We start from the raw sequence: 26,074 nt of genomic DNA, 5'->3' as shown, positions 1-26,074 counted from the left end.
CTCAGATGCCGGTTTGCTTTCTCTACAGATTAAGCATGGCACATTGTTAGGGGGGCGGGTCCATCTTATTTCCTACAGGGGGCGAATGTTGTGATTTGGTTCGCTCACGGAGTGAGCTCCTACAGGGTGGGGCTATTTAGGCGATGAAGGTGCGGTTTACGTAGCGGAATACGTGGGTTTTGGCTCGGCGTAGCCATTCGAAGGCGACCATTTCTCGGCTAACCAGGATGATGCCTGCCTGGCGCATACGTTCGATGGCTAGCTGTTTATTGTTGGGGTCTCGGGAGCCGATGCAGTCTTCTACGATAAATACGTTCAGGCCTGCTTCTTTCATTTCCAGTGCGGTTTGCATGACGCAGACGTGGGCTTCGGTACCGATGATCACTACCTGTGGGTAGTGCTTGTCTAACAGTGTGCTGCGACAGCCGTCATCGGCGAGGCAGGAAAAATAGTGTTTTTCCATCAAGGCATGGTCTTTTAACAGCGCTCTGATCGGTTCGACCGTTGGCCCCAGGCCCTTGGGGTACTGTTCCGATGCCAGAACAGGTACATCCATTGTATTGGCAACCTGAATCATCCAGCGACAGTTATTCAGCAGATTTTCGCCATCATGTATGGATGGCATGAGTTTTTCCTGCAGGTCCACGACCAGCAGGCGCGACAGCTTACGATCAATCAACATCTTGGCTCTCCAGTTCCCTGATCAGTTGGCGTGCCAGGTTCATGGCTTCGCTGCGGTTTGTTGGGATCACACCCTGAGGGCCTCGCTGGCACCATCCCAGGCAATATACACCGGGTTCAATTTTACCTTGATTATGGGCAAAACGCCCTCGTTCTGCATCGTAGGGAACGCCAGCAATGGCTGGGGTATAGTAACCTATAGCGGTGATTAGCGTGTCCAGTTGCAAAGAGTCCAGTGGCAAAGATTCTAATGACGAAGAGTCCAGGTTGTCCAGGCGGCTGTCACGAATTTCCAGGGCTTCCAGTTGGGTGGTGCCAATGGCCGCTACCGGTGTGGCATAAAAGTGAAACTGTATCTGTATGGCGGCGGATGCATCCGCCGGTGTTTCGGCATACTGCTGCAGTTGTTGCAGCATTTTTTTCTGCGATGGTGGCAGGTTTTGTGCCTCTATCCCGATCAGAGCATCAGAGGACACCTGCACCTCTGCCTGAGCCAGGGTGCCCAGTTCAGTCAGTTCGGGTAATGAGAAGCTGGCGTCGGCGGGGCCTCGACGGCCAAAAATGTGTATTTCGCTGATGTTACTCTTGGCTAAATGGGTTCTGACAGGTTCAGACAGTGCGCTTGCCTGATGTTCTTGCGCAGTTTTGGCCAGAACACGGGCGATATCCAGTGCCACATTACCATTGCCGATAATGCCAACCCGTTGACCGATCAGCGGCTGTACGTCTTTATGCTCAGGGTGGCTGTTGTACCAGCGAGTGAAACAGCCGGAGCCATAGACACCCGTAAGGTGTTCACCGGGAATGCCGAGCCGGCGATCTTCGCTGGCACCGGTGGCAAATACCACCCGGTCATAGTGCTGTTTTAGTTCGCTGTAGCTGATTGTACTGCCTACTTCGGTGTTGACGATCAGCTTCACATTATCGCGCGCCAGTGTACGTTCAAATTGCTCGGTTACCTTGCGAGTATGCAGGTGGTCCGGGGCAACGCCACTGACGGCCAGTCCAAATGGATGTGATAGTCGCTCGTAGATATCGATCTGCACATCTGACAACTTAAGAGCCAGTATTTCGGCCAGAAAGCAGCCCGCCGGACCGCTGCCGATAATGGCAATATTAGGCACACTTTTCTCCTTTGTCGGTTTCACGGAACCTGCATACCACGCTCGACAAAGGGAAGCTCTGCCATTTGCTCCATCCAGGCATTCACCGCCGGGAAGGCTGTTGTATCAATGCCCTGCCATTCAAAGCGAGCGGCCCAGGGGTAGATAGCAAAGTCAGCAATCGTCAGTTCATCACAAACAAACTGGCGCTTGGTCAGCTGTGTGTTCAGCACACCCCAAAGACGCTTGGCCTCATCGCTGTAGCGCTTAATGGCGTAGGGGACCTGCTCTGGCGCAAAGCGGTTAAAGTGATGTGCTTGACCGAGGAGGGGGCCGAAACCGCCCATCTGCCACATCAACCACTGCAGTACTTCATAGCGTTCAGCACCCTCGGGTGGTAGAAACTCACCGGTCTTGTCGGCCAGGTAAATCAGAATGGCACCGCTCTCAAACAGACTGATAGGTTCGCCGGAAGGGCCTTCGGGATCGACAATGGCCGGAATCTTGTTGTTGGGGCTGATGCTAAGAAAATCCTCACCGAATTGCTCGTTATTGAGAATGTCGATGGGATGAACGGAATAGTGCAGTCGACAGGCCTCCAGCATGATGGAAACTTTTTGGCCGTTCGGGGTGCCCCAGGTATATAAATCTATCATCCCACTCTCCGTAAGGTTTTTATAATCGGGCTTTTCATTACCCTGTCTACGTTATAAGCTTGAGTCAGATCAGCAGGATAATCCAACTTGTGTCGCGGAGAAAGTGTGGCTCTGACTTTATTCATCATTCTGGCGTTGTTGCTGGCGCTCCTTTCGGTCGGTTTGACCTTGCAGATTAATCGCCTGAAACACCAGTTGTCGGACTATCAACACTGGGCTGAAAGTGAGCTTGAACGGGTGAGTCGGTCTGACGCTGAAACCGGCGCGTTAAAAGCTCAGCCTTTCTTTGAACAGCTGGATAATGAGTGCCGCCGAGCTGTCAGGGAGTTTACACCCTTGACCTTGATGAAACTGGATATTCAGTTGTTGGATAGCGAACTGGACTTTTCGACTGCACTTAGACAAGCCGCTGATATTCTGGGGCATCAGCTATCTCGGCCCGGAGATCAACTGGGTCGTTGTTCCGAGCAGCAATTGGCGTTGTTGCTGCCTGTCACCAATGAGCATGCCGGTAGTTTTGCTGAGCGTTGCCATCAAGCGGTTTTAGCTGCATTTGAACCTGGGCAGATACAACTGACCCTGGGAGCTTGCACCTTTCAACCCACATCTGCGCTGAGTGGCGAAATGGCTCAACAACTGGTTACAGAAACCCTGGTTAGTGCGCTGGAGACAGCGCCTGGCACGGTAGTGTTTCACGCAGAATACAGCCACGACTTTAATCCAACTTACGCCTAATGAATACCGAGCTTCCACCTGGCAGTCAGTTTCGTGCCTGCTATTGGTTACAGGCGGCAGAAGACGCCGCTGAGGCCAGTCTGCAACACTTCCTGTCACAGCAACCTGTCGTAGAACAGACGTTATTGATTTCTGAGCGTTCGCTGGCTGGAATCGCAGCGGTTTCTGCGCGCGAGGCTCTGCAGTGGCTGGGTAGTGAAACTGATCGGGTTATTTTTGATGCCTTTTGCGGCTTTAACCCCAATGCGTTTGCACAGGTATGCGGTACTTTACGGGGTGGGGGCGAATTGATTTTACTGACACCGCCCGCCGATCAGTGGTCAGCCTATGCTGATCCTGAATATGCCGCGCTGCGTGGCAGCCGTTATCATCAGACACCGCTTGCTGGCTACTTTTTGCAGCGCTTAACTCGAGAGCTGCTGCAGGTTATGCAGCCTGGAGCGCTGGCTTGGTGTTTGCCATTACCCGATAGGTCGGCAACAACACCCTATCATCATCCCTATTTAAGCAAAGATCAGGAAGGCCTGGTGGCTTCACTGTCGGCGCATTTCCAGTCGGCCGCTTTAGCGCAAACGGTGGTTATTACCGCCGACCGCGGGCGAGGCAAGAGTGCTTCACTGGGGCTGGCATTGGCTTCGTTGTGTCAGCAGCAGGCACTGAATGTTTGTGTTTGTGCTCCTCAGCGCAGTGCCGTGGATGCACTCTTTGTCGCCTTGCAACGTCAGCTACCCGAGGGACAGTTGCAGGGCAGTGGTTTCAGTCATCCGGCATTACAAGTGCGTTTTTATCCACCTGCGGTGTTGGTGCAAAAGAGCCCAGAGGCCGATCTGATTATTGTCGATGAAGCGGCTGCCATCTCCGTCACGCTACTGAAGGCTATCTGTCAGCATTGGCCGCGGCAGTGGTTTGCTACCACGCTGCATGGCTATGAAGGCAATGGACGCGGCTTTGAACAGCGGTTTTTGCAGTATCTGACCCACAGTGGCAGACCATGGCAAGAATACCAGCTGCATACGCCGGTGCGCTGGGTTGAGCAGGATCCGTTGGAAGCGTTGAGTTATCGGTTACTGTTGTTGGATGCTGAGCCACCGGCTCTTAGTGAGGTCGCCGACTCCATGCTGGTTTACCGGACGCTGAGTGCGGTGGATCTACTCACTGATGAAGTCTTGTTACACCAGCTGTTTGGCTTGCTGATAGCGGCACATTATCGCACTACCCCCAATGACCTGCGGCAATTGCTCGACAGTCCCGACCTGCAATTGCGTGTATTGCAGCGGGGCAGGTTTCCCGTCGCGGTTGCCTTACTGGTTGAAGAGGGCCCGTTGGATGCAGAGCTGGCGCAGGGTGTCTGGGCAGGACAGCGTCGTCCGGGTGGTGATTTAATTCCGCAGACGTTGGTGGCACGTGAAGGTTGGCTGGAGGCGGCTGAGTTGCAGGGCTGGCGGGTGATGCGCATTGCCGTACATCCCGCACTTCAGTCGCAAGGGCTGGGATCGGCCTTGCTGACACAGGTACAGGCAGAGGCGCGGGAGAAACAGCTGGATTTCTGCGCCGCTGCTTTTGCTGCAACCCCCGGACTGCTACGCTTTTGGCAACACAATGCGTATGCTCCGCTGCGGATGGGCGAGCGTTGTGATGCGGTGACGGCCGGTTGGCCAGTGCTGGTGTTTCAGGCCTTATCCGACAGGGCTGAGGTCGTGTCGCACCAGGCACAGTTACGTTTTGAATCACGCTTTCTGCTGCGTCTGGCGGCAACCCCGCAGGCGTATGATACGGCATTGATATTGGCCTGCCTGACCGGATTGAGGGCTCAGCAGTCCTGTAGCCAGGATAGCTTGCAGCGTTTGCAGGGTTTTGCGCATCAGCAGCGCGGGTTTGAAGACAGTTTGCCAGAAATCAGACAGTTACTGGGTTGTCGAACAGAGTCTGCTAATATGATGAAGTATATAGCCGCCTTGCCTGACGCAGATCAGGAGTTGTTGATTGCGCGGGTGCTACGTTTGGAGTCTCCGCAACAGGCGGCTTATCGTTGCCATATTCAGGGGCAGCGATTACAGCTTCAACGTTTGCGCCATTGGGTTGCTCAGTTGCTCGCTCAGTTGCTGGAGCCTTGTTGCGATGCTGGTTAAAGGAGCGTGGTGTGTGCAGTTAATTCGGGGTTTGATTTTGATCAGCCTGATGCTTTTGTCAGGTTGTGCCGGTTTTTCGTTTACCAGTTCGGTAGAACAGCATTACCAGCGGGGATGGGTGAGTGTTGAGGATGGGCAGTTTTATTTCCGCTCTTGTCAGCGTACGGCGGTGATACCGGTTGCCGCCGTACCGAATGAACTTGAGCGCCTGTTTAATCAGCGAGGTGTTTCAGCCCCCCTGTATGTTGAATGGTTGGGTGCCTTTGCCAATGGCTCCAGTAGCCACCTACGCATTAACGAGATGCGTTATGTGTCCGCTGACCCATCGTCCTGTCAGAAAACCCTGGAGGGGATTTTACTGCGCGCCGAGGGTGTAGCGGGCTGGCAGGCTGATATCAGCGAAGATAAAATCACCGTGTTTTTGCCACAGCAGCGGCGCACGATGGTGTTTCCGATCAACTATGTCATTCGCGAAGGGGCCGACTGGCTCTGGGAAAGTGATACCGAAGGGCGTCAGCGTAAACACCGCTTGTCATTGCGGGTGCAACCCAAGGTTTGCCAGGATACTCAGAGCTGGTTTGGACTGACGGTTGAAATGCAGCTGGATGGCCGAGTGTATACAGGTTGTGCCAAGCGCGGCAATTTAGCCCGGATTGCACTGTTTAGCCGCTATCAGTTATCTGAGACTGTTACCACACGTGATGTGCGTCTGAATCTGAGTCCAGAAGGAGCGGCGGCACTCAGCGAGGATTATCTGAATAATCAAGCCGCTCTGGAGAGCAAAGGTCATTGGAAATTGCTTTCCGGTGGGCGTTTATTGGTTACTTTGGATGACCCTGACCCTCAACTGCGTCAGGAAGCCTTGTTGTTTGATATAGCCACTGATGGGGGGTTATATATGCGCGGCTTTCATCCACGCTATGGTCACAATGGGCTGCGCCTGCATCCGGCAGCGGGTCCCATGCCTTGGGAAACCGGCAGCCGCCATCGAGTGCCTTAGAGCAGATCAGTCAGTCAGGCATTTTTTCGCTTCGTTGATGCGCGCCGCCAGCCAGGTGCTGCCACCCCGATCTGGATGCATTTTCTGCATCAGTCGGCGATGGGCCTGAATAATTTCTTCACGGCTGGCTCCCGGTTCAAGGCCGAGGATGGCATAGGCTTCTTGATGGGTTAGTTCACCGGACCCTTCTGGACTTTGATCGGTAGTCGGTCCTGTATCATCCGCTCTCCAGCTGTCACCAAAGCGCTTGTCCAGATAGGTTTCCAGCAATCGGGCTGAGTCGCCATCCTGGCTACGGCAAGTCTTCAGCAACTGCATAAACTCAGATTCACTTAGGTCGCTGAGCGCACGGCCCTGCAGTTCTCCCTGGAGTACGGTGCCATCCATGACGCCACTATCATGATCCAGTGTCATTTCCAGTAAAGCGGTGGTCACGCGGGAGCTGTTACCTCCGGCACGGCTGTTCTGGCCAGTCGCGGATTTGCGCTGTTTGAACAGGCCGGCTACCGGCAGAAAGCGCAGTATCAAAGGCAAGAGTTTCTGAATGAATGGCAGTGCCAGTGCCAGCAAGGCGCCCATGATATGCAGTCGACCACTGATGCTGAGATAGACCAGCCCCAGAATCAGCATTACCAAAACCAGTTTGGCCAGAGCCATACGTTTTTGGCCATTGGGCTGGGCGCGAAACCACAGCAGCCCGATCAGGCCGATGGCTGTCAGAACAATTAAACCGAAAGGGTGCACGCGTTACTCCTATTTACCCAGTTGTTGTGTCAGACGCTTAATATGCTGACTCTGAGAAGTGGATAAATGTTCCAGTGCCTTGCGCCCGCCACTGGCATAGACAGCAACGGCAGCCAGCAGTTCACGGAGTACATCGGCGCTACGGCTGTCAAACGGGGTGTAGGCACCACCGGAGAGTTTACAAATTTGCTGAAAAACCTGACCAGCTTGGCTGTCCTGGCCTTCGTGAAAGATGAATACAGGGGTGTTGAGCATACCCAATTCGCCGGCTTTCTGGCACAGAGTGTCCGAATCTTCTTCACAGCAATCGACCACCAGGATGATGGCTCGGACCTGTTTGATGCGGGTTTCTTTTACCGCCTGGCTGAGTACCTTGCGGATCTGGGTATGGCCACCGAGACAACTGACGCCGTTCATTTGGCGTAACAGTTCGTTGGTGTCATTAATCCAGGGGGTGACGCGAAACTCACCAAAACCTCGGTAATAGCACAGCTGAACGCTGAGGCCGCCGAGGTCGCGTGTGGCAAGAAACAACTCGCTCTGCAACTGACACGCCTGATCCCAGCTAGCCTGGCGGCTGGCGGTGGCATCCAGTGCAAAGATCAGCCGACCTTCACGGGTGTGAATAGCCGGCATCTTGTTTACTTGATCTATGAATAGATCTATGGCCTGGGTGTCAGACGTTTTTTGTAGGTCTTTATTGGCCATTGGGTCTCCAGGAAAAACTCAGCGAATACGCATACCCGGCTGAGCACCGGCTTGCGGCTCCAGTATCCAGATATCCTTGCCACCAGGACCGGCCGCCAGCACCATGCCTTCAGAAACCCCAAATTTCATTTTTCTGGGTGCCAGGTTAGCGACCATGACGGTGAGTTTGCCTTCCAGCTCTTCCGGTTTATAAGCGGATTTGATTCCGGCAAACACATTGCGCGTTTCACCGCCGAGGTCCAGTGTCAGTCGCAACAGTTTATCAGCACCCTCAACAGCCTCCGCCTTGGCGATGCGCACAACACGCAGGTCTACTTTGGCGAAGTCAGGGAACTCGACGGTGTCTGCCAGCGGCTCTTTTTCCAGTTCTGTCTGCATCACAGGCTTGTTGGTGATTGCTTTGGCTTCCAGCAGATCCTGTTTCGAATCTTCAATTATTTTTTCAATCATCTCAGGATCAACTCGCTGCATCAGTGGTTTGAACTTATTGATACGGTGATTCAGCAGAGGTTGTTCAATCGCATCCCATTTAAATCCTTCAATGTTGAGAAACGCGGCAGCTTCTTCTGCCACAGAAGGTAATACCGGCGCCAGATAACTGATGATGACGCGGAACAGGTTGATGCCCTGGGTACAACACGCCAGTACGTCGGCTTCTTTGCCTTCCTGCTTGGCCAGAACCCAGGGTTCGGCGGTGTCGATATACTGATTGGCTTTGTCAGCCAGGTGCATGATTTCACGCATAGCACGGCTGTATTCGCGCGCTTCATAGGCTTTGGCGATGGTTTCACCCATGGCGACGGACTGTTGATATAGCTCCGGGTCGGCAAGTTGACTGTCGAGTTGACCGTCAAACTTCTTACTGATGAAACCGGCGCAGCGGCTGGCTATGTTGACTACTTTATTGACCAGGTCAGCATTCACGCGCATGCGGAAGTCATCCAGGCTCAGATCGATATCATCAATGCCGGAGCCTAGCTTGGCAGCAAAGTAGTAGCGCAGGTATTCCGGGCGCAGGTGCTTGAGGTAGGTTTCTGCCATAATGAAGGTGCCGCGGGATTTGGACATTTTTTGTCCATTCACCGTCAGAAAGCCGTGACAGAAAACGCCGGTCGGCGTTCTGAAACCCGCACCTTTGAGCATGGCTGGCCAGAAGAGGGTATGGAAGTAGGCAATATCCTTACCAATGAAATGGTACAGTTCAGCTGTCGACTCTGGGCCCCAGTAGCTATCAAAATTTACCTGGTTCTGTTCACACCAGTTGCGGAAGCTGGCCATATAACCGATAGGCGCGTCCAGCCAGACGTAGAAGTACTTGCCGGTTTCACCGGGTATTTCAAAGCCCCAATAGGGCGCATCACGGGAAATATCCCACTGCTGCAGACCGGATTCAAACCATTCATTCAGTTTATGCGACATCTGTTCCTGTACATGGCCATCCACCCAGGTACGCAGGAAGTCTTCAAAATCGGCCAGCTTGAAGAAGAAGTGCTCTGAATCTTTTTCGATGGGTTTGGCGCCAGAAATGGCCGAATAGGCATTTTTCAGTTCTGTCGGGCTGTAGGTAGCACCACAGGCCTCACAGGAATCACCGTATTGATCCGCCGCACCGCATTTAGGGCATTCACCCTTGATGAAACGATCTGGCAGAAACATGTTTTTTTCAGGATCGAAGGCTTGGGTAATAGTGCGGCGCGCTATATGGCCAGCATCACGCAGACGCTCATATATCAATGAGGCGTAGTAGCGGTTTTCTTCTGAATGAGTGGAGTGGTAATTATCAAAATTGACCATGAAGCCAGCAAAGTCACGCTGATGTTCTATACTCACTTTGCTGACCAGTTCTTCTGGCGTCAGGCCCATCTGGCTGGCTTTGAGCATGATCGGTGTGCCATGTGCATCGTCTGCACACACATAAATACAGGTATTTCCACGCTGTTTCTGGAATCTTACCCAGATGTCGGTCTGGATGTATTCAACCATATGACCCAGGTGGATAGGGCCATTTGCGTAGGGCAGGGCACTGGTGACGAGTATATTGCGTGAATTTGCGGTCATTTTCGGCTCAAAGCTATATTTACAATAAGGATATTGGATTTGTATATTGATTCTACGCTGTTTTTTTTGCCTAATGAACCTCAGTGACAGTGCTTTTAAGTTCAAGTGCTATTTTCAAACAAAAATTATAATCTGCGATGTGTTGTAAAAGGGTCCGGTAATGGCATCATCCAATATTGATACACAAGTGCTGTTTTGCGATTTGCGCGATGAAAAAGGCGCCGCTACGCTTCCTTTGCGTGCGGAGCAGAGCAAAGTGTTCAGTATTGATGAAGCTTTTCAGATATTATCCCTGCCGGAATCTGAGTATCATGTGATAGTAATTAAAACACATTCGCATGTAAAAGAATCGATCGAGCTGTTGCGAAAAGTGCGTAAAATGCGCCCTGGTATCGGTCGTATTCTCATCACTCATCCGATGAAACCCTTTGAAGCGGGGCATGCGGCAGAAGTAGCACACCGTTGTTTATCGCTGGAATATACTGAGCGCGCGCTGCATGAGGCGGTTGATCGCGCCATCAAAGCGGAACAGTTTCTGACCCAACCCGAGCTGCGTGATTACATCTCCTCTTTGGGGCATCTACCGTCTTTTCCCGCCATACTGGTCGATCTGGACGAAGCCTTGCGCTCTGAAACATCGGGTGTGAAAGAGATTGCCGATATCGTCCAGCGTGATCCTGGCATAGTGACCAAAATCCTTCAGTTGGTGAATTCAGCCTATTTCGGTTTGTCATCGCATAACTTTTTTACCGTTAAAGAAGCGGTCAATTTGTTGGGTTTAAGAACTATCCGTGATCTGGTGCTGACAGCACACTTGTTTGAGTCTATGCCACAAACGGCGCAGTGGCGGGGCTTCTCTTTCGATCAGTTGCAAGAGCGCTCTGTTGTGGTTAGTCAGTTGGCGTCTGATATTTGCCGGGATTCGGGTTACGACCGCAATATGCAGGCACAGGCACGACTTGCTGGGCTGCTACTGGATGTGGGTATGATTTTGCTGGCCATGGGCGATGGTCAGCAATACCATCAAGTGATGATCCGGGCACAAGAGTTAAATCAACCGCTGTACGTGGTAGAAAAAATGCTGCTGGGCGCAACCCATGCGCAGGCCGGAGCTTTCTTACTGGATCGTTGGAATCTGGCACCGGAAATGGTGCATGCCGTGCTGTTTCACCATGTGCCTGGTGCCTCCGGTGATACTGCGTTTTCGGCACTCACTGCCGTTCACTTGGCGGACTCGTTGCTGCCACCTTTATTTAATGCGATGGGGTGCAATCTGGGAGGGCGGCTATCGCGTGAATACCTGACTTCTATTGGGGTGATCGATCAACTGCCCAAATGGGAGATGGCGGCGCATGAAGTTGCCCAGGCTATGCGTAGCTGATTAAGTCGTTTTCAAGCCATTTGCCTGATAAAATCCCGCCTTTGTTGTCCGATGTATACAGAGGCTTTTTATGTCACTTCCTCAGGTCGATCCTGAACGTTATTCGCAGCTGCTGGCCGCCAAGCAGCAGCGTTTATTGCAGCAGTTTGCTGAATTTGAACTACCTGCCGTTGAAGTTTATGAGTCACCACGTGAACACTATCGCATGCGTGCCGAGTTTCGTACCTGGCATGAGGGTGATGATCTGTATTATGTAATGTTCGAGCCGGGGAACAATCGCGCGCCGGTTAAGGTGACGCATTGTCCGATGGTGTCTGAGCGTATTCATGAGGTGATGTTTGCACTTCTGGATGCGATTCGCCCGGTTAAAGAGCTACGTTACCGTTTGTTTCAGGTAGATTTCCTAAGCACCTTGTCGGGTGAGCTGCTGGTTTCTTTGTTGTATCACCGTCAAATTGGGGATGATTGGGTGGCGGCGGTAACACCCCTGCGGGAAGCCTTCAATATCGACATAGTGGGGCGTGCACGCAAATCCAAGATTATGCTGGACCGGGATTATGTGGTGGAAACCCTGCCTATCAACGGTCGGGATTATCGCTATATTCAGACGGAAAACAGCTTTACTCAGCCCAACGCCGAAGTGTGTCGGCATATGATTCACTGGGCACTGGATGTCACTGGTGACAGTGCCGGTGAGACAGATCTGGTTGAGTTTTACTGTGGTAACGGTAATTTTACCCTGCCGTTGGCGCAGAATTTTCGACGCGTAGTAGCGACAGAGATTTCTAAAACCTCGGTAAATGCAGCGAGGGATAACATCGTCAATAATGGCATCGACAATATCGATGTGCTGCGCATGCCCTCGGAAGATCTGGTCAAGGTGCTCCGCGGTGAGAAGGAAACGCGTAAAGTGGCTGGTTTGGCATTGGATACCTGCAACTTCAGTACCGTTCTGGTCGATCCACCCCGTTCAGGTCTGGATGATGATACAGTTCAGCAGGTGGTTGCCTATGAGCGGATTCTATACATATCCTGCAACCCCGATACCCTGCAGCAGAATTTGCGGGAAATTTGTAAAACCCACACAATCGAGCGCTTTGCCATGTTTGATCAGTTTCCCTATACCGATCATTTAGAATGTGGAGTATGGTTAGTTAAAAAGGGTTAAGCCCATCACCTGTGGGAGCTCGCTCCGCGAGCGAACAATCGCTCGGAGACCGAGCTCCCACAGAGATGCGTTATGATGTGTTCCTGTAGGAGCTCGCTCCGCGAGCGAATATAATCACGAACACAATCGATAATCGCCCGGAGACCGGGCTCCCACAGATGCCCGGAGACCGGGCTCCCACAGATGCCCGGAGACCGGGCTCCTACAGGTAACTTGGTAGGAATTAACGCACAAGTCAATGCACGTGCACAGGAGAAGAATATGTCAGCAGTACAACAGATGGGTGGTCGCCCAGGTCTGGACGGTGTTAAGCAGATTATTGCAGTTGCTTCGGGCAAGGGCGGGGTTGGTAAGTCGACTACTGCAGTTAATCTGGCGCTGGCGCTGGCCGCTGAAGGTTATCGCACGGGTATTCTTGATGCTGATATCTATGGTCCTAGTCAGGGTATGATGTTGGGTATCCCTTCAGGTACACGTCCCCAGGCCGATGAAGACAAGCACTTTCTACCATTAAAGGCGCACGGCATCCAAGTCATGTCGATGAGTTTTTTGGTAACCGATTCAACGCCGATGGTATGGCGTGGCCCCATGGCGGCAGGTGCTTTGCAGCAACTGCTGATGCAAACGCGTTGGGATAATCTGGATTATCTGATTGTTGATATGCCGCCAGGTACCGGCGACATTCAATTGACTTTGTCACAAAAAGTGCCAGTCACCGGTGCTGTGATAGTGACAACCCCTCAGGACATTGCCCTGCTGGATTGTAAAAAAGGCATTGAAATGTTCCGCAAGGTGGATATTCCGGTGTTAGGGGTTATTGAAAACATGAGCCTGCATATTTGCAGTAATTGTGGCCATGAAGAGGCTATTTTCGGTTCTGGTGGTGGCGAGCGTATTGCTCGGGATTATGAAACTGAACTTTTAGGACAGTTGCCGCTGCTTATTGAGATTCGTGAGCAGACGGATAGCGGTGTTCCCAGCGTAGTAGCTGACCCGGAGGGTCGTGTAGCGCAGATATACCGGGGTATTGCACAAAAAACAGTCGAATTGACGAAAAAACTTGCAGAAGCTGGGAACCAAGGTCCGTCTATCGCTGTCTTAAATGACTGATACAAGAGTTTAGTAAGAAGTTTGTTCCCCACATATTAGTATCAGGTTGTTACCGCCTCTGTAAAAAGAGGCGGTTTTTTTTTGCGTAACAGGTTAAAATAGCTGGTTGTTCAGTCACAAATAACAATGCGAGCGTGTATGGGTATTAAATCAGACCGGTGGATTCGGCAGATGGCGCAGGAGCGGCAAATGATTGAGCCGTTTGAGCCAAATCAGGTGCGACGTTCCAATAACCAACCGATCGTGTCTTATGGCACATCCAGTTATGGTTATGATGTTCGCTGTGCCGATGAATTCAAAATATTCACCAATATCAATTCCAGTATTGTCGATCCTAAACAATTTGATGATCGCAGTTTTGTCGATGTGAAGTCGGATGTTTGTATTATTCCACCCAATTCGTTTGCACTGGCGCGTACGGTTGAATATTTTCGTATTCCCCGCGAAGTCTTGACGATTTGCCTCGGTAAAAGCACTTATGCCCGTTGCGGAATTATCGTTAATGTCACGCCACTGGAGCCTGAGTGGGAAGGTCACGTGACGCTGGAGTTTTCCAACACCACGCCACTGCCCGCTCGTATTTATGCACATGAGGGCGTCGCGCAGATGCTGTTCCTGGGAGCGGATGAAGTCTGTGAAACCTCTTACAAGGACCGTGCAGGCAAGTATCAGGGCCAGACTGGCGTTGTTGTTCCGAGAACCTGAGCATAATCATTGAAGTATTATTGAGGTACTATGGTAAACGACTTTGAGCAGATTCAGGCATTCTGGAGTCAGCTGGAAAAAACACTGGATCAGTTGCTGGAAAGCCAGCATGAAAGTCATTTTGATGCTGACCGGTTACTGGAAGAGTACCGTGAGCGTTTGCAGAAAATTGATCGCAATCTGACCTTCCACTTTGAGCGCGATGACGAAGAAGGCCCGGTTGAAATGGTGTTTGGCTGTGATGGCTATCCCGAATCGATTCATTCGGTGTTGAGTCTGGTCAGTATGGCGCCGGCACTGCGGGGTATAGAGTTCAAGGCGTTTAATGAACGCTGCAATCCCGTGCCTGCTCGGGTGAATCTGGGTGATGAAATCTGTCAGATTGAAGATTACTGGTGCTCGTTGCGTTTGATCGAGGGCAAGTTACAGCTGGCGGTGTATCTGGATGATATGCCAGATATTCTGGAAATGGACCCGCGCGTAGAAGCGGTGATGATCTTTATGGACGCACTGATTGGTGAGTTTGAACTGATGACTCGCGTGTGGACCCTGGACTGGTATGAGCTACCCGTTGATCCGCTGGATTTTGGCCTGTTCCCGCTGGAAGATTTGCGTGATCGATTTGATGTGATTAAAGAACAGGTCAAGCCCTTGGGGATTACCCTTCACTGATGTGAAGGGTTTTTCTGTAGGAGCCCGCTCTGCGGGCGAACAACTCCAAATCGCCCAGAGACTGGGCTCCTACAAGGTAGGGTTCTCTATGATTGTAGGAGCCCGCTCTGCGGGCGAACAACCCTATCGCCCAGAGACTGGGCTCCTACAGGTAGGGTTCTCTGTAATTGTAGGAGCCCGCTCTGCGGGCGAACAACCCTATCGCCCAGAGACTGGGCTCCTACAGGTAGGGTTCTCTATGATTGTAGGAGCCCGCTCTGCGGGCGAACAACCCTATCGCCCAGAGACTGGGCTCCTACAGGCAGGGTTCTCTATGATTGTAGGAGCCCAGTCTCTGGGCGATGCCTTAGGGTATTAACCACTCATCTAAGGCAAACAAGTCATCGGGATTCAGGGTGCCGATGGTTTGTTTGAACTGAAACAGAGCGTTTATGTGGTCGATGCGGGCGTTTTCGTAAGCCAGGCGGGCTTCAAACAGATTTTGCTCTGCCTGGAGTACATCCACCACGTTACGTGTTCCCACATTGAACCCTTCTTCTGTTGCCCGTAAAGCGGTTTCACGAGACAGAATACTCTGCTGACGTGCTTTAACACCTTGTGAGCTGGTTTGCAGGGTGCGCAGCAATGAGCGCGTACCTTCTGTTACAGCACGAAGGGTGTCTTCACGGAGGTGTGTGGTTGCTATCTGCTCATGCTCAGCCTGGCGTTGCACTGAGTTGATGCTGCCACCTGCGTACAGTGGCAGATTCATGCGCAGGGCAACTGTGTTGTTGTCATTCCAGCCGTCACGTGTGCTGCTGCCATGAATACGGTTGTTGTTGTGTGTCAGGCCTAGGGTGACAGTGGGTAAATGTTCGCTGCGTTTGCTTTGTACATTACGTCGAGTCACTTCAAGTTGTGCTTCAGCCACTTTCAGACTGAGATTGTCCTGGCGAGCTTTTTCCAACCAAACCTGCGGATCAGCGGGCTCAACAGCGACTATTGGATAGTCTGCGTTGAGTTCAGCAACCTGGCTGTACGGCTGGCCAGCCAGACGCTCCAGTGCTTCATAGCTGTTTTGCAGATCGCCTTCAGCATCGATGCGCACAACGACAGCCAGGTCATAGGCTGCCTGGGCTTCCTGCACATCAGTAATGGCAATCAGGCCCACTTCAAACTGCGCATTGACCTGGTCCAGGCGGCGCTGTAATGCGCGTTCCTGTGCCTGGGAGTTTTCCAGAGTACTGAGCGCTCTGAGCACTTCCAGATAGGCTTCAATACTGCGTAGAATCAGGGTTTGCTGTGCCTGATCAAACTCAATGTTGGAACGCTCAGCCAATACTTCGGTACGTTTGAAGTTATAATAGCTGGCGGCATCAAAAACCGGCTGTTCCAGGCTTACGCTGTAGCCGGTAGTGTGATCTCCCCCGGAGGTATCGCTGGTGCTGGCCGTCAGGTTAGCGCTTGGCAAAAGACCAGCGCGTCCCTGAACCGGGGCTTCCAGACCTGCCATGAGTTCGGCTTCGGCCTGCTTCAGTTGTGGGTCGTTATCCAACGCCAGACGATAAAGGTCAGCCAGAGGTCCGGCAGAAGCGAAACCGGAAACTGTCAGGGCTGAGCTGATCAGGGTTGGGAGTAAAAGTCTTTTCAGCATTTTCACAGAACAGTCCTTAGATTTCATAATCGGGCTCAATCACTTTAAAGTTACGTTTACCAAAAATACTATAAATGGTGGGTATGACAAACAATGTCAGCAAGGTACCTAACATCATACCGCCGACAATAACCCAACCTATCTGGTGACGTGATTCGGCACCAGCACCAACGGCCATAGCCAGCGGCAGAGTACCGAGTACAGTTGCACCGGTGGTCATCAGAATTGGGCGCAGGCGTAGTGAAGCGGCTTCAATGATAGCCTCTTTAATATCCATGCCTTTGTCTTGCAATTGGTTGGCGAATTCGACAATTAGAATACCATGTTTGGTGACCAGACCAACAAGCGTTATCAAGCCAATCTGGCTGTAGATATTCAAGCTTCCACCCGAATAGTACAGCGCGACTAGTCCACCTGCCAGTGCCGGCGGAACCGCCAACATGATGATTAGCGGGTTTTTGAAGCTTTCGAACTGTGCGGCCAATACCAGGAAGATAAAGATCAGCGACAGGATAAATGTGACCTGCATGGTATTAGCTGATTCACGGAATTCACGCGATTGACCGGCATAGTCGAACAGCGCATCCGGTGCAACTTCGGCCAAGGCGGCTTCAAGATAGTCCAGAGCATCTCCGAGACTATAATCAGGTGCTAACATGGATTCAATTGTGACCGCTTTGAGTTTGTCAAAGTGGTTCAGTTCGCGCGGTGCTACGGTTTCTTCAACCGTAATCAGATTGCTTAATTGAATCATTTCGCCATCGGCGGAACGCACATAGACTTTTGACAGGTCATCACGTGTTTCGCGGAAGCTGTCTTCAATCTGAAGTATTACGTCATATTGTTCACCACCACGCTTGAAGCGGGTTAGGGTACGACCCGACATGTAGGTTTCCAGGCTACGGCCGACTTCAGCAACACTTAAACCGGCTTCAGCCACTTTTTCGCGGTTGAGTGTCAGTCTCAGTTCCGGCTTGTTGAGCTTAAGATCTGTGTCAACCTGCTGAAAGTTCTCATTTTCTGCAATTTTTGCCAGCATCTGATCGGTGATCACTTTCAGGTCGTCATAGTCACCAGTGGTCTTGATGACAAACTCGACCGGTCTGGAGATGAAGCTCTGACCCAGCGATGGCAGGTTGATGGCAAAGGACATATTGCCCGGTACGCCACCATAGAGTTTACCGGTGAGTTCAGCGGCAACATCCTGTTGTGAGCGGGTACGATTTTCCCAGTCATCCAGACGCACGAAGGTCAGTGAGTTGGTTTCGCTGGGGAAGCCGGTGATGGCAAAGTGGTGCGTGCGTTCAGGAACTCCTGAAATAATCGCTTCAACCTGTTTGGCATAGCGGTTCACGTACTCTACAGACGAGCCATCAGGGTTGACCGAGAAGGTCATGATGGTGCCGCGGTCTTCGATCGGTGCCAGTTCCTGCGGCAGCAGGGTGTAGAAGTAGCCTGCACCTGCCAGACTGACAAGCATCAATGCCACGGCAAAGATGCGTGCATTCAGGGTTTTTTCAAGCAACCAGTGATAGCCGTTACTCAGGCCTACCAGCCAGCCTTCGATCAGGTTGAAGATGGCGCTGTGTTTTTTCTCATGATGCAGTAACCGAGAGCAGAGCATGGGTGCCAGGGTCAGTGCAATAAAGGTAGACACTACGACGGCACCCGCCAGCGTCAGGGCAAACTCGGTAAACAGGCGTCCGGTCTGACCACTGGAAAAACTCACGGGTACGAATACCGCAACCAGCGTAGCCGTGGTGGCAACGATGGCAAAGCCTATTTCCTTACTGCCTTTGAACGCGGCCTGAATCGGATGCAGACCTTCTTCCACGTGTCTGAAAATATTTTCCAGCATAACGATGGCATCATCCACTACCAGACCTATGGCAAGAACCAGTGCCAGCAGTGTCAGGGTATTGATGGAGAAGTTCAGCAGATACATCATCGCGAATGCCCCGATCAGGGACAGCGGGATGGTGACTACTGGAATCAGCGTGGCACGCAGGTTGCGCAGGAAGAAGAAAATCACCACGACCACCAGTAGTCCGGCGATGATCAGCGTCTCGTAGACTGACTCAATTGAGCGTTCAATAAATATGGATGAGTCGTAGGCAACCTGGATCTTCATACCTTCCGGTAGGGTCGGTTCGATAGTGGCAAGCATTTCACGCACACCGGATGATACATCAAGCGGGTTGGCGGTTGACTGGCGTACTATCCCCAGGCCTTGTGCACTGACGCCGTTGAAACGGGCGTAGTTACGTGAAGCTTCGGGTGCGATGCTGACACGAGCGACATCAGATACCCGCACCAGATAATCACCATCCTGACGAATGATGATCTGTTCAAACTCTTCAGTTTCGTTTAGATCAGTTTGTGCCAGGATAGTGAATTCACGGTCCTGGCTCTCGATACGCCCAGCGGGCAGCTCGATGTTCTGAGAACGCAGCGCGGCTTCAATATCCTGCGGAATCACTTCATAAGCGGCCATTTTGTCTGGGTCCAGCCACAGACGCATAGCATAACGACGTTCACCACCCATGCGCACACTGGCTACACCGGAAACGGTTTGCAGTGGATCACGCACACGCCGTTGAGCGAAGTCGGTCACTTCCATCGGATCATGCACATCAGACGATAGTGCTATCCAGATAATTGGTTGTGCATCGGCTTCAGATTTGGCCACAATCGGTTCATCGATATCATCGGGTAACTGCCCCCTGACACGACTGACGCGATCGCGTACATCGTTGGCGGCAGCATCCGGATCGCGGTCAATACGGAAGTTGATGGTGATCTGGCTGCGTTCAGAGCGGCTGATCGAACTCATAAAGTCGATGCCTTCAATACCTGACAGCGAGTCTTCAATGATTTTTGTCACCTGTGACTCGATGATGGTAGCGCTGGCCCCGGTGTAGGTTGTATCAACCGTAACCACGGGTACATCGATATGTGGATATTCACGTAGTGTCAGGCGGTCATAAGAGATAAAACCTACCAGCAGTACCAGCAAGCTGATAACGGTTGCAAGTACGGGTCGTTTTATACTGATGTCAGAAAGAATCATGCATCCGATCCCTGGCTGTTAGTCTGAGGGAAAAGTGGAGTAACTGGCATGCCGGGACGCAGTTTGATCTGGCCTGCGGTCACGATGACATCACCAGCTTCAATTCCACTGAGTATCTGTACAATACCAAAGCGACGACTGCCGAGTGTTACTGGCACTAGACTGACTTGGTTGTTTTCATCCAGTCGCATAATAAAAAAGTCATTGTTTTCGGGGATAATGGCACTTTCAGGAACCATCAGCGCCTGGTCATCCTGTCCGGTAATAATGATGATACGAGCAAACAGTCCTGGGCGCAGTTTGCCGCTGTCATTGGGTATGCGGGCACGAATGCTCAGATTATGGCTGCTGCTGCGCGATGAAGGGGAGATGGCATAAACTTCTCCCTGGAAAGTTTCACCTGGGAGTGCATCGACCAGCACTTCTATCTGCTGCCCCACTTTAACCTGGCTGAGGTTACGTTCCGGTAGGGTGAAGTCCATTTTCATTTCTGAATAGTCAGTCACTTCAACCAGGTCTTGTCCGGCAGAGATGAAGTCGCCTGGGCTGACATGACGAAGACCAACCATGCCGTCAAATGGTGCACGAATCGTGGTTTTTGCCAGTTGTGTACGGGCGAGCTCCACTTGCGCTTCATCTACCCGCAGCTGCGCCAGTCGTGTATCACGATCTGTCTGAGAACCGACGCGACGTTCCAGCAGGTCAGCGGCTCGCTGATATTCAACCCGACTGAGGTTGGCCTGAGCCTGCACTTGCGCCAATTCGGCTTCATAGGACGCGCCATCCAGTTGTATCAGAGCCTGTCCTGCTTCGACCGCTTCACCTTCTCCGAACAGAATGTCTGAGATGCGTCCAGTGATTTCCGGACGAAGAATCACTGACTCATTGGCTCGCAGGGTGCCGACTGCATTAAGCACATGGTTTAGTGAAGAGGTTTCAACCTGATAAACCTCAGCTGGCAGCCCCTGTGATTCTTGAGCCAATAGGGGAAGTGCTGTCAGTGCCAAGCTGAAACAAAGCAGACTGGACGTAAGTGGTGAGCGTAGGTATTTCATGCATGCGGTCCCTTGTTGAAATCTTGATCAGTCTTGGATGTAGCCGGTGGTAAAATATAGTCCCATAGCAGTGCCAGTGTCTCGCGCAGTGGGGTTCGGGTGTCTTCCACTTTCATACGTAGCAGCGCGCCTTGCCAGCAATCCCATATCAGTGAGGCCAGCACATGAGGAGGTAGGTCGGTTCGAACACAACCTTCCTGCTGACAGATCTGCATATCTTCGGCTATCAGTTTAATTACCCGAGATGTCGATCGGCTTATCGCTTGCCGAAAAGCGGGTGATTCGTTACCGATTTCACCGGACAGGTTGGCAATCAGGCAGCCTATATTCTCACTGCAGCTGTCCAGTTCTTCAACCAGTAGGGCCAAAGTTTTGCGTAACTTTACAAAATGTGAGCCGCTGAGTTGGTCAAACTCCTGATTCCATCGATCAATCTCCAGTGCCTGGTAAAATTCGATGACTTCAATAGCATACTCTTCCTTGCTGTTGAAGAAGTTGTAAAAAGAGCCCTTGGAGACCTTGCAGGCCTTTAGGATGGTGCTGAGCCCAGTGCCGTGATAACCATTTTGATGAAACAGTTCTATCCCTTTTTCAAGGAGTTTCTCACGACTGTGAGTAGGGGGTCTGCCTTTGGTCATATTTTAAACCGACTGTTCTAGAAAGGTGCTAATGATATATTTACTGACCGGTCAGTTCAATATTAATGTTGCAGAAAAATACGTAAAACAGTGTGATCAGATCATCCGGTTTATTTTTTATTACTATCTTTATTCGCTTTAAGGCGTTGATCGATGGTCAGCATCAGCTCTTCGCTGCTGCCTTTAACTTCGGACAGAGTAGACATAGACAGATTCAGGCTGAATTCGGGTATATTCGACTGAAGCTGTTTACTGATTCGATTCAGCCGTTTAGCAACAGGTGGAGGGGTGTGGGTCATGGGCATGAGTAGCAGAAATTCATCTCCACCCAGGCGAAATACCTGATCCCGGCGACGGCACATGTTCAGTAGTTCGTCGGCGAAACGCTGGATTAACTTGTCTCCGGCCAGCTTGCCGTATTGGTCATTGATATGGGTAAGGCCATCAATATCGACCAGAGCAACCAGAAAATCCTGTTGGGTTTGCTGGTAGGTGCTAGCAGCATGTGTCAATGCCAGATCAAAAGTTTTGGGGCCAGGCAGACCCGTTAGTTGATCGCGTGGTTCGCTGGAGGGTTCATAATCCTTGTTTTCAGCATGATGCTGACTTAACAGCCAGGCGCTGAGGGTATCAACGGCCAGGCCCATTAACCATTCGGTGGCTTCGGTATCAACGTGTTCCGGTTGACCCCAGACGCACAGGTGTCCAACACCATTTTGCTCGGGCAGGTCGATGCGGTGTCCTATCCATAAAGCCGATGGTGTTTCGCTGAGCAGCTCATCCAGAGGGAACTCCCGGCACAGGGCTTTAATGGAAATGTGGGTTGATTCACCTTCATACAAGCCTTGAGCGGCATTGCCGATGAGCTTCTGCGAAGCCGGTGGTAGTAGCTTGCCATCCTGCCAGTGGCCAAGCACTTCCAGTGATCTGTCAGTTTTACGCTTTGCAACCAGGCAGTTTTTCCAGCCCAGTAGTGGCCCAAGTACTCTCGCGGTGTTTTGGTAGGGGTCGCCACCGGCCTGGAGGCCTGGTAATAATTTGAGCAGCAGGGTGCGTTGCAGGCGGTTACGGTCAACGATATAACCAATAATTGCGGTATGTTTTTTGGCGCTAAGGCGCTGAAAGCGATAGCCTTCCAGTTCTAGCCATTCTGAGTCCTGGTTTTGTGCCCAGGTAAGTATCGGGGAGCGCAGGGCTTCCGGCAGATCACGAAAACGTGCATTGGACCATTCGTGTACCTGATCATTGATCAGTAGCATCGGGGCGTCTGCTGTATCCAGCAGGGCGGGAATGATCTTTGTTTTCATTGGATTACCTGCGCAATTTAAATGATATGACCGCGACAGAGTTGCCGCGGTCATATGTGAATTTACTGCACCTTTACTGCAAGGCTTTCTTGATACGCGCGATGGCGTCTTCAAGTTTTTCCATGCTGGTGGCGAAGGACAGGCGCAGGTTGCCGGGGGTGCCGAAGGCGGAGCCCGGAACCAGTGCGACACCGGCTTCCAGTAACAGGAATTCGGCCAGTGCGATATCGTCTTCAATATCAGCGCGGCTATCGATCACTTGCTGAAAGCTTGGGAAGGCATAGAAGGTGCCATCGGCGGCAATACAATCAACGCCATCAATTTCGTTCAGCGCTTTGACGACAAAGTCATGACGTGCTTTGAAGGCTTTGACCATCTCGGCTACACAACCCTGTTCACCGTTCAGCGCGGCTTCGGCAGCTACCTGAGCGATGGAGTTGGGGTTCGAGGTGCTCTGCGACTGAATTTTTTTCATCGCACCAATCAGCTTGGCTGGGCCAGCGGCATAACCGATACGCCAACCGGTCATGGAGTAAGCTTTGGAGACGCCGTTGAGCACGATGGTTTGATCATAAAGTTCTGGGCAGGCGTTCAAAATGTTGCAGAACGGCTGGTCGCCAAACAGAATGTGCTCGTACATATCATCCGTAGCGATGATGATGTCCGGGTAAGGTTTGATCACTTCGCCCAGTGCTTTCAGTTCTTCCAGTGTGTAGGCCACACCCGATGGGTTGGATGGGCTATTCAATACCACAACACGGGTACGGTCGTTAATGGCGGCTTCCAGTTGTTCTGGCGTGATCTTGAAACGGTTCTGCTGAGTGGTTTCCAGGATCACCGGCTGCCCTTCGGCAACCAGTACCATATCGGGATAAGATACCCAGTAAGGTGCTGGTATAATAACTTCATCGCCTTCGTTCAACAGTGCCAGCGCCATGTTGAAAAAGCTCTGTTTACCACCGCTGGAAACCAGAATCTGGTTGGGTTGGTAATCGAGTCCATTATCGCGCTTGAATTTGGCTATAATGGCTTTTTTCAGGCCGGGGGTGCCGTCAACCGCTGTGTATTTGGTGAAGCCGTTGTTAATCGCTTCAATGGCGGCGGCTTTGATATGATCGGGGGTATCAAAGTCTGGCTCACCGGCACCTAAACCAATAATATTTTTACCGGCTGCACGCAGTTCCGCAGCACGGTTGGTCACGGCAAGAGTGGGGGATGGTTTGATGCTGTTTACACGGTTGGAAAGCTGCACGTCCAAGCTAAAACCCTCATGATTGTCTGGTGTAAATAACTAAGTTAAGCATACAGTATAGACGCGTTTCTCTAAATCCCCGAAAGGTTGAAAATGATGAAAAATTCCAGGAGTTTAATGTGAAGCAGCGTTTTAAAGTGCATTCCGGTTTCCAGCCTGCAGGGGATCAACCTGAAGCGATCAGCGCACTGGTCGATGGGATAGAGTCCGGCCTGGCTTCGCAGACCTTGTTGGGAGTAACCGGGTCGGGGAAAACCTTCACAATTGCCAACGTGATTGCGGCTGTGCAGCGCCCCACCATCATCATGGCGCACAACAAAACCCTGGCGGCACAGCTCTATGGCGAGTTCAAGGAGTTCTTCCCGGATAATGCCGTAGAGTACTTCGTTTCCTATTATGACTATTACCAGCCGGAAGCCTATGTGCCGTCATCCGATACCTTTATCGAAAAAGATGCCTCGATCAATGACCATATAGAGCAGATGCGCCTGTCAGCTACCAAAGCGCTGCTAGAGCGCGAGGATGCGATCATCGTTGCAACGGTATCGGCCATCTATGGTTTGGGTGATCCGAAATCCTATCTGTCGATGATGCTGCATCTGGACCGTGGCGATCAGGTGGACCAGCGCACCCTGTTACGCCGCTTGGCGGAACTGCAATACACCCGTAATGATGTCGAGTTGCATCGCGGTAATTACCGGGTGCGTGGCGATGTGATTGATGTGTTTCCGGCTGAATCGGAAATGGAAGCGATTCGTATCGAACTCTTCGATGAAGAGGTGGAGCAGATTAGTTATTTTGATCCTCTCACCGGTGAAGTGTTGCGCCGTGTGCCGCGCGCTACAATTTATCCCAAGACTCACTATGTAACCCCTCGCGATACGCTGGTCGAGGCGACGCAATATATTAAGGCTGAGTTGATCGAACGCCTGGCACTGCTGAAAGAGAACAATAAACTGGTAGAGGCGCAGCGTCTGGAGCAGCGCACCTTATATGACATAGAAATGATTCTGGAATTGGGTTATTGCTCCGGTATCGAGAACTACTCACGCTACTTGTCTGGGCGTGATCTGGGTATGGCACCGCCTACACTGTTTGATTACCTGCCGAACGATGCCTTGCTGGTGATAGATGAGTCGCATGTAACCGTGCCACAAATCGGGGCGATGTACCGGGGTGACCGTTCGCGTAAGGAAACTCTGGTGGAATATGGCTTCCGTCTGCCTTCAGCGCTGGATAACCGGCCACTCAAATTTGAAGAGTGGGAAGAGCTGGCGCCACAGATGATTTTCGTTTCAGCCACGCCGAGCAAGTATGAAGCGGCGAATGCGCAGCAGATCGTCGAGCAGGTGGTACGACCTACCGGCTTGATCGACCCCATGGTTGAGGTACGCCCTGCGGTTTCTCAGGTGGATGATCTGCTGGGTGAAATTCATAAAGTTACTGCGCTGAGAGAACGTGTGGTAGTGACGGTACTGACCAAACGTATGGCGGAGGATCTCACCGAGTACCTGGCTGAACACGGTGTCAGGGTACGCTACCTTCATTCTGATATAGATACGGTGGAGCGGGTGGAGATTATCCGCGATCTGCGTATAGGTGAGTTTGATGTGCTGGTGGGGATTAACCTGCTGCGAGAAGGGATCGATATGCCGGAGGTATCGCTGGTGACTATTCTGGATGCGGACAAAGAAGGTTTCCTGCGCTCAGAAACCTCGATGATCCAGACCATTGGCCGTGCCGCACGTAACGTCAATGGCCGGGCGATTCTCTATGCCGACCGGATTACGGGTTCAATGCAGCGTGCTATGGATGAAACCGAGCGACGCCGCAACAAGCAGATTGAATATAACCTGCAACATGGTATTACCCCGAAAGGTATCTTTAAGTCCGTAGCCGATATCATGGAAGGTGCGCAGGCACCGGGTTCACGTAAATCGTCACGTGGCGCACGCAAGGCGGCCGAGACGCAGGGTGAGTACCTGGTTAATGAAGCGGCTTTGTCACCTAAAGAGTTGGCTAAAGCGCTGTCCCGTCTGGAAGATCAGATGTATGAAGCGGCCCGCAATCTTGAGTTTGAAAAAGCGGCTAATTATCGCGATGAGTTGGAACGTCTTAAGCACAGTGCCAATGTACTATAAGCGGACTTTTAATATCGCCAATAGCGGCCTAAAATACGGCACAATTTTTGTTTTTGAGGCATTTTCGTGACTCTTCGAGATACTCGCTTTCTCCATGGCTTGTGGCTACTAACAGGCCTTTTTACTCT

Annotated in this window: 21 protein-coding genes; 9 read left to right on the top strand and 12 right to left on the bottom strand. The window is 51.7% G+C overall.

What is annotated here, in order from left to right:
* Positions 1 to 136: 136 nt before the first annotated feature.
* From ACN0R1_RS16765 to ACN0R1_RS16755, 3 genes are read right to left on the bottom strand one after another with little or no spacing between them, the layout of a single operon-like run.
* Positions 137 to 682 carry a hydrolase gene (locus ACN0R1_RS16765; RefSeq protein WP_417584945.1) on the bottom strand — a complete coding sequence of 182 codons (546 nt, stop codon included), beginning with the start codon at positions 680 to 682 and terminating at the stop codon, positions 137 to 139.
* Positions 672 to 1,805 (bottom strand): FAD-dependent oxidoreductase, encoded by a 1,134-nt coding sequence (locus ACN0R1_RS16760; protein ID WP_417584943.1) that lies wholly within the window; start codon positions 1,803 to 1,805, stop codon positions 672 to 674. Before ACN0R1_RS16760 ends, ACN0R1_RS16765 begins: the two co-directional genes overlap by 11 nt.
* A 20-nt stretch (positions 1,806 to 1,825) precedes the next feature.
* Positions 1,826 to 2,440, bottom strand: coding sequence for a glutathione binding-like protein (locus tag ACN0R1_RS16755; protein WP_417584941.1), 615 nt, complete (start codon positions 2,438 to 2,440; stop codon positions 1,826 to 1,828).
* A gap of 105 nt (positions 2,441 to 2,545) precedes the next feature.
* Between ACN0R1_RS16755 and ACN0R1_RS16750 the strand changes: the two genes are divergently transcribed.
* Genes ACN0R1_RS16750 through ACN0R1_RS16740 form a run of 3 tightly spaced genes read left to right on the top strand, consistent with a single transcriptional unit; the run spans position 2,546 to position 6,304 of the window.
* Positions 2,546 to 3,175: a GGDEF domain-containing protein gene (locus tag ACN0R1_RS16750; RefSeq protein WP_417584939.1), complete on the top strand. Its 630-nt coding sequence runs from the start codon at positions 2,546 to 2,548 to the stop codon at positions 3,173 to 3,175.
* Complete coding sequence (locus tag ACN0R1_RS16745; protein ID WP_417584938.1) at positions 3,175 to 5,304, top strand: tRNA(Met) cytidine acetyltransferase TmcA; 2,130 nt, start codon at positions 3,175 to 3,177, stop codon at positions 5,302 to 5,304. Before ACN0R1_RS16750 ends, ACN0R1_RS16745 begins: the two co-directional genes overlap by 1 nt.
* Positions 5,294 to 6,304, top strand: coding sequence for a hypothetical protein (locus ACN0R1_RS16740; protein WP_417584947.1), 1,011 nt, complete (start codon positions 5,294 to 5,296; stop codon positions 6,302 to 6,304). The genes ACN0R1_RS16745 and ACN0R1_RS16740 overlap by 11 nt, the downstream gene beginning before the upstream one ends.
* Before the next feature lie 6 nt (positions 6,305 to 6,310).
* Here the strand turns inward: ACN0R1_RS16740 and ACN0R1_RS16735 are convergent, their stop codons facing one another.
* The 3 genes from ACN0R1_RS16735 to metG are packed head-to-tail and all read right to left on the bottom strand — an operon-like array spanning position 6,311 to position 9,814.
* Positions 6,311 to 7,048, bottom strand: coding sequence for a J domain-containing protein (locus tag ACN0R1_RS16735; protein WP_417584936.1), 738 nt, complete (start codon positions 7,046 to 7,048; stop codon positions 6,311 to 6,313).
* Between the two features lie 9 nt (positions 7,049 to 7,057).
* Complete coding sequence (locus ACN0R1_RS16730) at positions 7,058 to 7,756, bottom strand: VWA domain-containing protein (protein WP_417584934.1); 699 nt, start codon at positions 7,754 to 7,756, stop codon at positions 7,058 to 7,060.
* A gap of 18 nt (positions 7,757 to 7,774) precedes the next feature.
* Positions 7,775 to 9,814, bottom strand: coding sequence for a methionine--tRNA ligase (gene metG / locus ACN0R1_RS16725; protein WP_417584932.1), 2,040 nt, complete (start codon positions 9,812 to 9,814; stop codon positions 7,775 to 7,777).
* Positions 9,815 to 9,974: 160 nt separating this feature from the next.
* Between metG and ACN0R1_RS16720 the strand changes: the two genes are divergently transcribed.
* The 5 genes from ACN0R1_RS16720 to ACN0R1_RS16700 all read left to right on the top strand — a co-directional run bounded on the left by ACN0R1_RS16720 (position 9,975) and on the right by ACN0R1_RS16700 (position 14,850).
* Positions 9,975 to 11,195 carry an HDOD domain-containing protein gene (locus ACN0R1_RS16720; protein ID WP_417584930.1) on the top strand — a complete coding sequence of 407 codons (1,221 nt, stop codon included), beginning with the start codon at positions 9,975 to 9,977 and terminating at the stop codon, positions 11,193 to 11,195.
* A 70-nt stretch (positions 11,196 to 11,265) separates the two neighbouring features.
* On the top strand, positions 11,266 to 12,363 hold the full coding sequence (gene trmA, locus ACN0R1_RS16715) for a tRNA (uridine(54)-C5)-methyltransferase TrmA (protein WP_417584928.1): 1,098 nt from the start codon (positions 11,266 to 11,268) through the stop codon (positions 12,361 to 12,363).
* 261 nt (positions 12,364 to 12,624) lie between these two features.
* Complete coding sequence (apbC, locus tag ACN0R1_RS16710; RefSeq protein WP_417584926.1) at positions 12,625 to 13,473, top strand: iron-sulfur cluster carrier protein ApbC; 849 nt, start codon at positions 12,625 to 12,627, stop codon at positions 13,471 to 13,473.
* Between the two features lie 138 nt (positions 13,474 to 13,611).
* Positions 13,612 to 14,178 (top strand): dCTP deaminase, encoded by a 567-nt coding sequence (gene dcd / locus ACN0R1_RS16705; protein WP_417584924.1) that lies wholly within the window; start codon positions 13,612 to 13,614, stop codon positions 14,176 to 14,178.
* Positions 14,179 to 14,208: 30 nt separating this feature from the next.
* Positions 14,209 to 14,850: a hypothetical protein gene (locus ACN0R1_RS16700; protein WP_417584922.1), complete on the top strand. Its 642-nt coding sequence runs from the start codon at positions 14,209 to 14,211 to the stop codon at positions 14,848 to 14,850.
* Between the two features lie 346 nt (positions 14,851 to 15,196).
* On the opposite strand, the gene ACN0R1_RS16695 is transcribed toward ACN0R1_RS16700, so the two are convergent.
* The 6 genes from ACN0R1_RS16695 to ACN0R1_RS16670 form a co-directional block, all read right to left on the bottom strand.
* Positions 15,197 to 16,483 carry a TolC family outer membrane protein gene (locus ACN0R1_RS16695; RefSeq protein ID WP_417584920.1) on the bottom strand — a complete coding sequence of 429 codons (1,287 nt, stop codon included), beginning with the start codon at positions 16,481 to 16,483 and terminating at the stop codon, positions 15,197 to 15,199.
* 16 nt (positions 16,484 to 16,499) lie between these two features.
* Positions 16,500 to 19,553 carry an efflux RND transporter permease subunit gene (locus ACN0R1_RS16690; RefSeq protein WP_417584918.1) on the bottom strand — a complete coding sequence of 1,018 codons (3,054 nt, stop codon included), beginning with the start codon at positions 19,551 to 19,553 and terminating at the stop codon, positions 16,500 to 16,502.
* A complete protein-coding gene (locus ACN0R1_RS16685) occupies positions 19,550 to 20,608 on the bottom strand; it encodes an efflux RND transporter periplasmic adaptor subunit (RefSeq protein WP_417584916.1) in 1,059 nt (352 codons plus the stop codon). The genes ACN0R1_RS16690 and ACN0R1_RS16685 overlap by 4 nt, the downstream gene beginning before the upstream one ends.
* Positions 20,605 to 21,246, bottom strand: coding sequence for a TetR/AcrR family transcriptional regulator (locus ACN0R1_RS16680; protein WP_417584914.1), 642 nt, complete (start codon positions 21,244 to 21,246; stop codon positions 20,605 to 20,607). Before ACN0R1_RS16680 ends, ACN0R1_RS16685 begins: the two co-directional genes overlap by 4 nt.
* Before the next feature lie 110 nt (positions 21,247 to 21,356).
* Complete coding sequence (locus tag ACN0R1_RS16675) at positions 21,357 to 22,553, bottom strand: GGDEF domain-containing protein (protein WP_417584912.1); 1,197 nt, start codon at positions 22,551 to 22,553, stop codon at positions 21,357 to 21,359.
* Between the two features lie 73 nt (positions 22,554 to 22,626).
* Positions 22,627 to 23,811: a pyridoxal phosphate-dependent aminotransferase gene (locus tag ACN0R1_RS16670; protein ID WP_417584910.1), complete on the bottom strand. Its 1,185-nt coding sequence runs from the start codon at positions 23,809 to 23,811 to the stop codon at positions 22,627 to 22,629.
* 113 nt (positions 23,812 to 23,924) lie between these two features.
* On the opposite strand from ACN0R1_RS16670, the gene uvrB reads away from it, so the two are divergent.
* Entirely contained in the window at positions 23,925 to 25,946 is a 2,022-nt protein-coding gene (uvrB, locus tag ACN0R1_RS16665) for an excinuclease ABC subunit UvrB (protein ID WP_417584908.1), read from the top strand.
* The last annotated feature ends 128 nt before the right edge of the window (positions 25,947 to 26,074 follow it).

The sequence above is a fragment of the Nitrincola sp. genome, from assembly GCF_048264025.1.
Classification (GTDB): domain Bacteria; phylum Pseudomonadota; class Gammaproteobacteria; order Pseudomonadales; family Balneatricaceae; genus Nitrincola.
The sequence above is the reverse complement of the archived record's forward strand: the minus strand, read 5'-3'. Positions and strand labels throughout refer to the sequence as shown.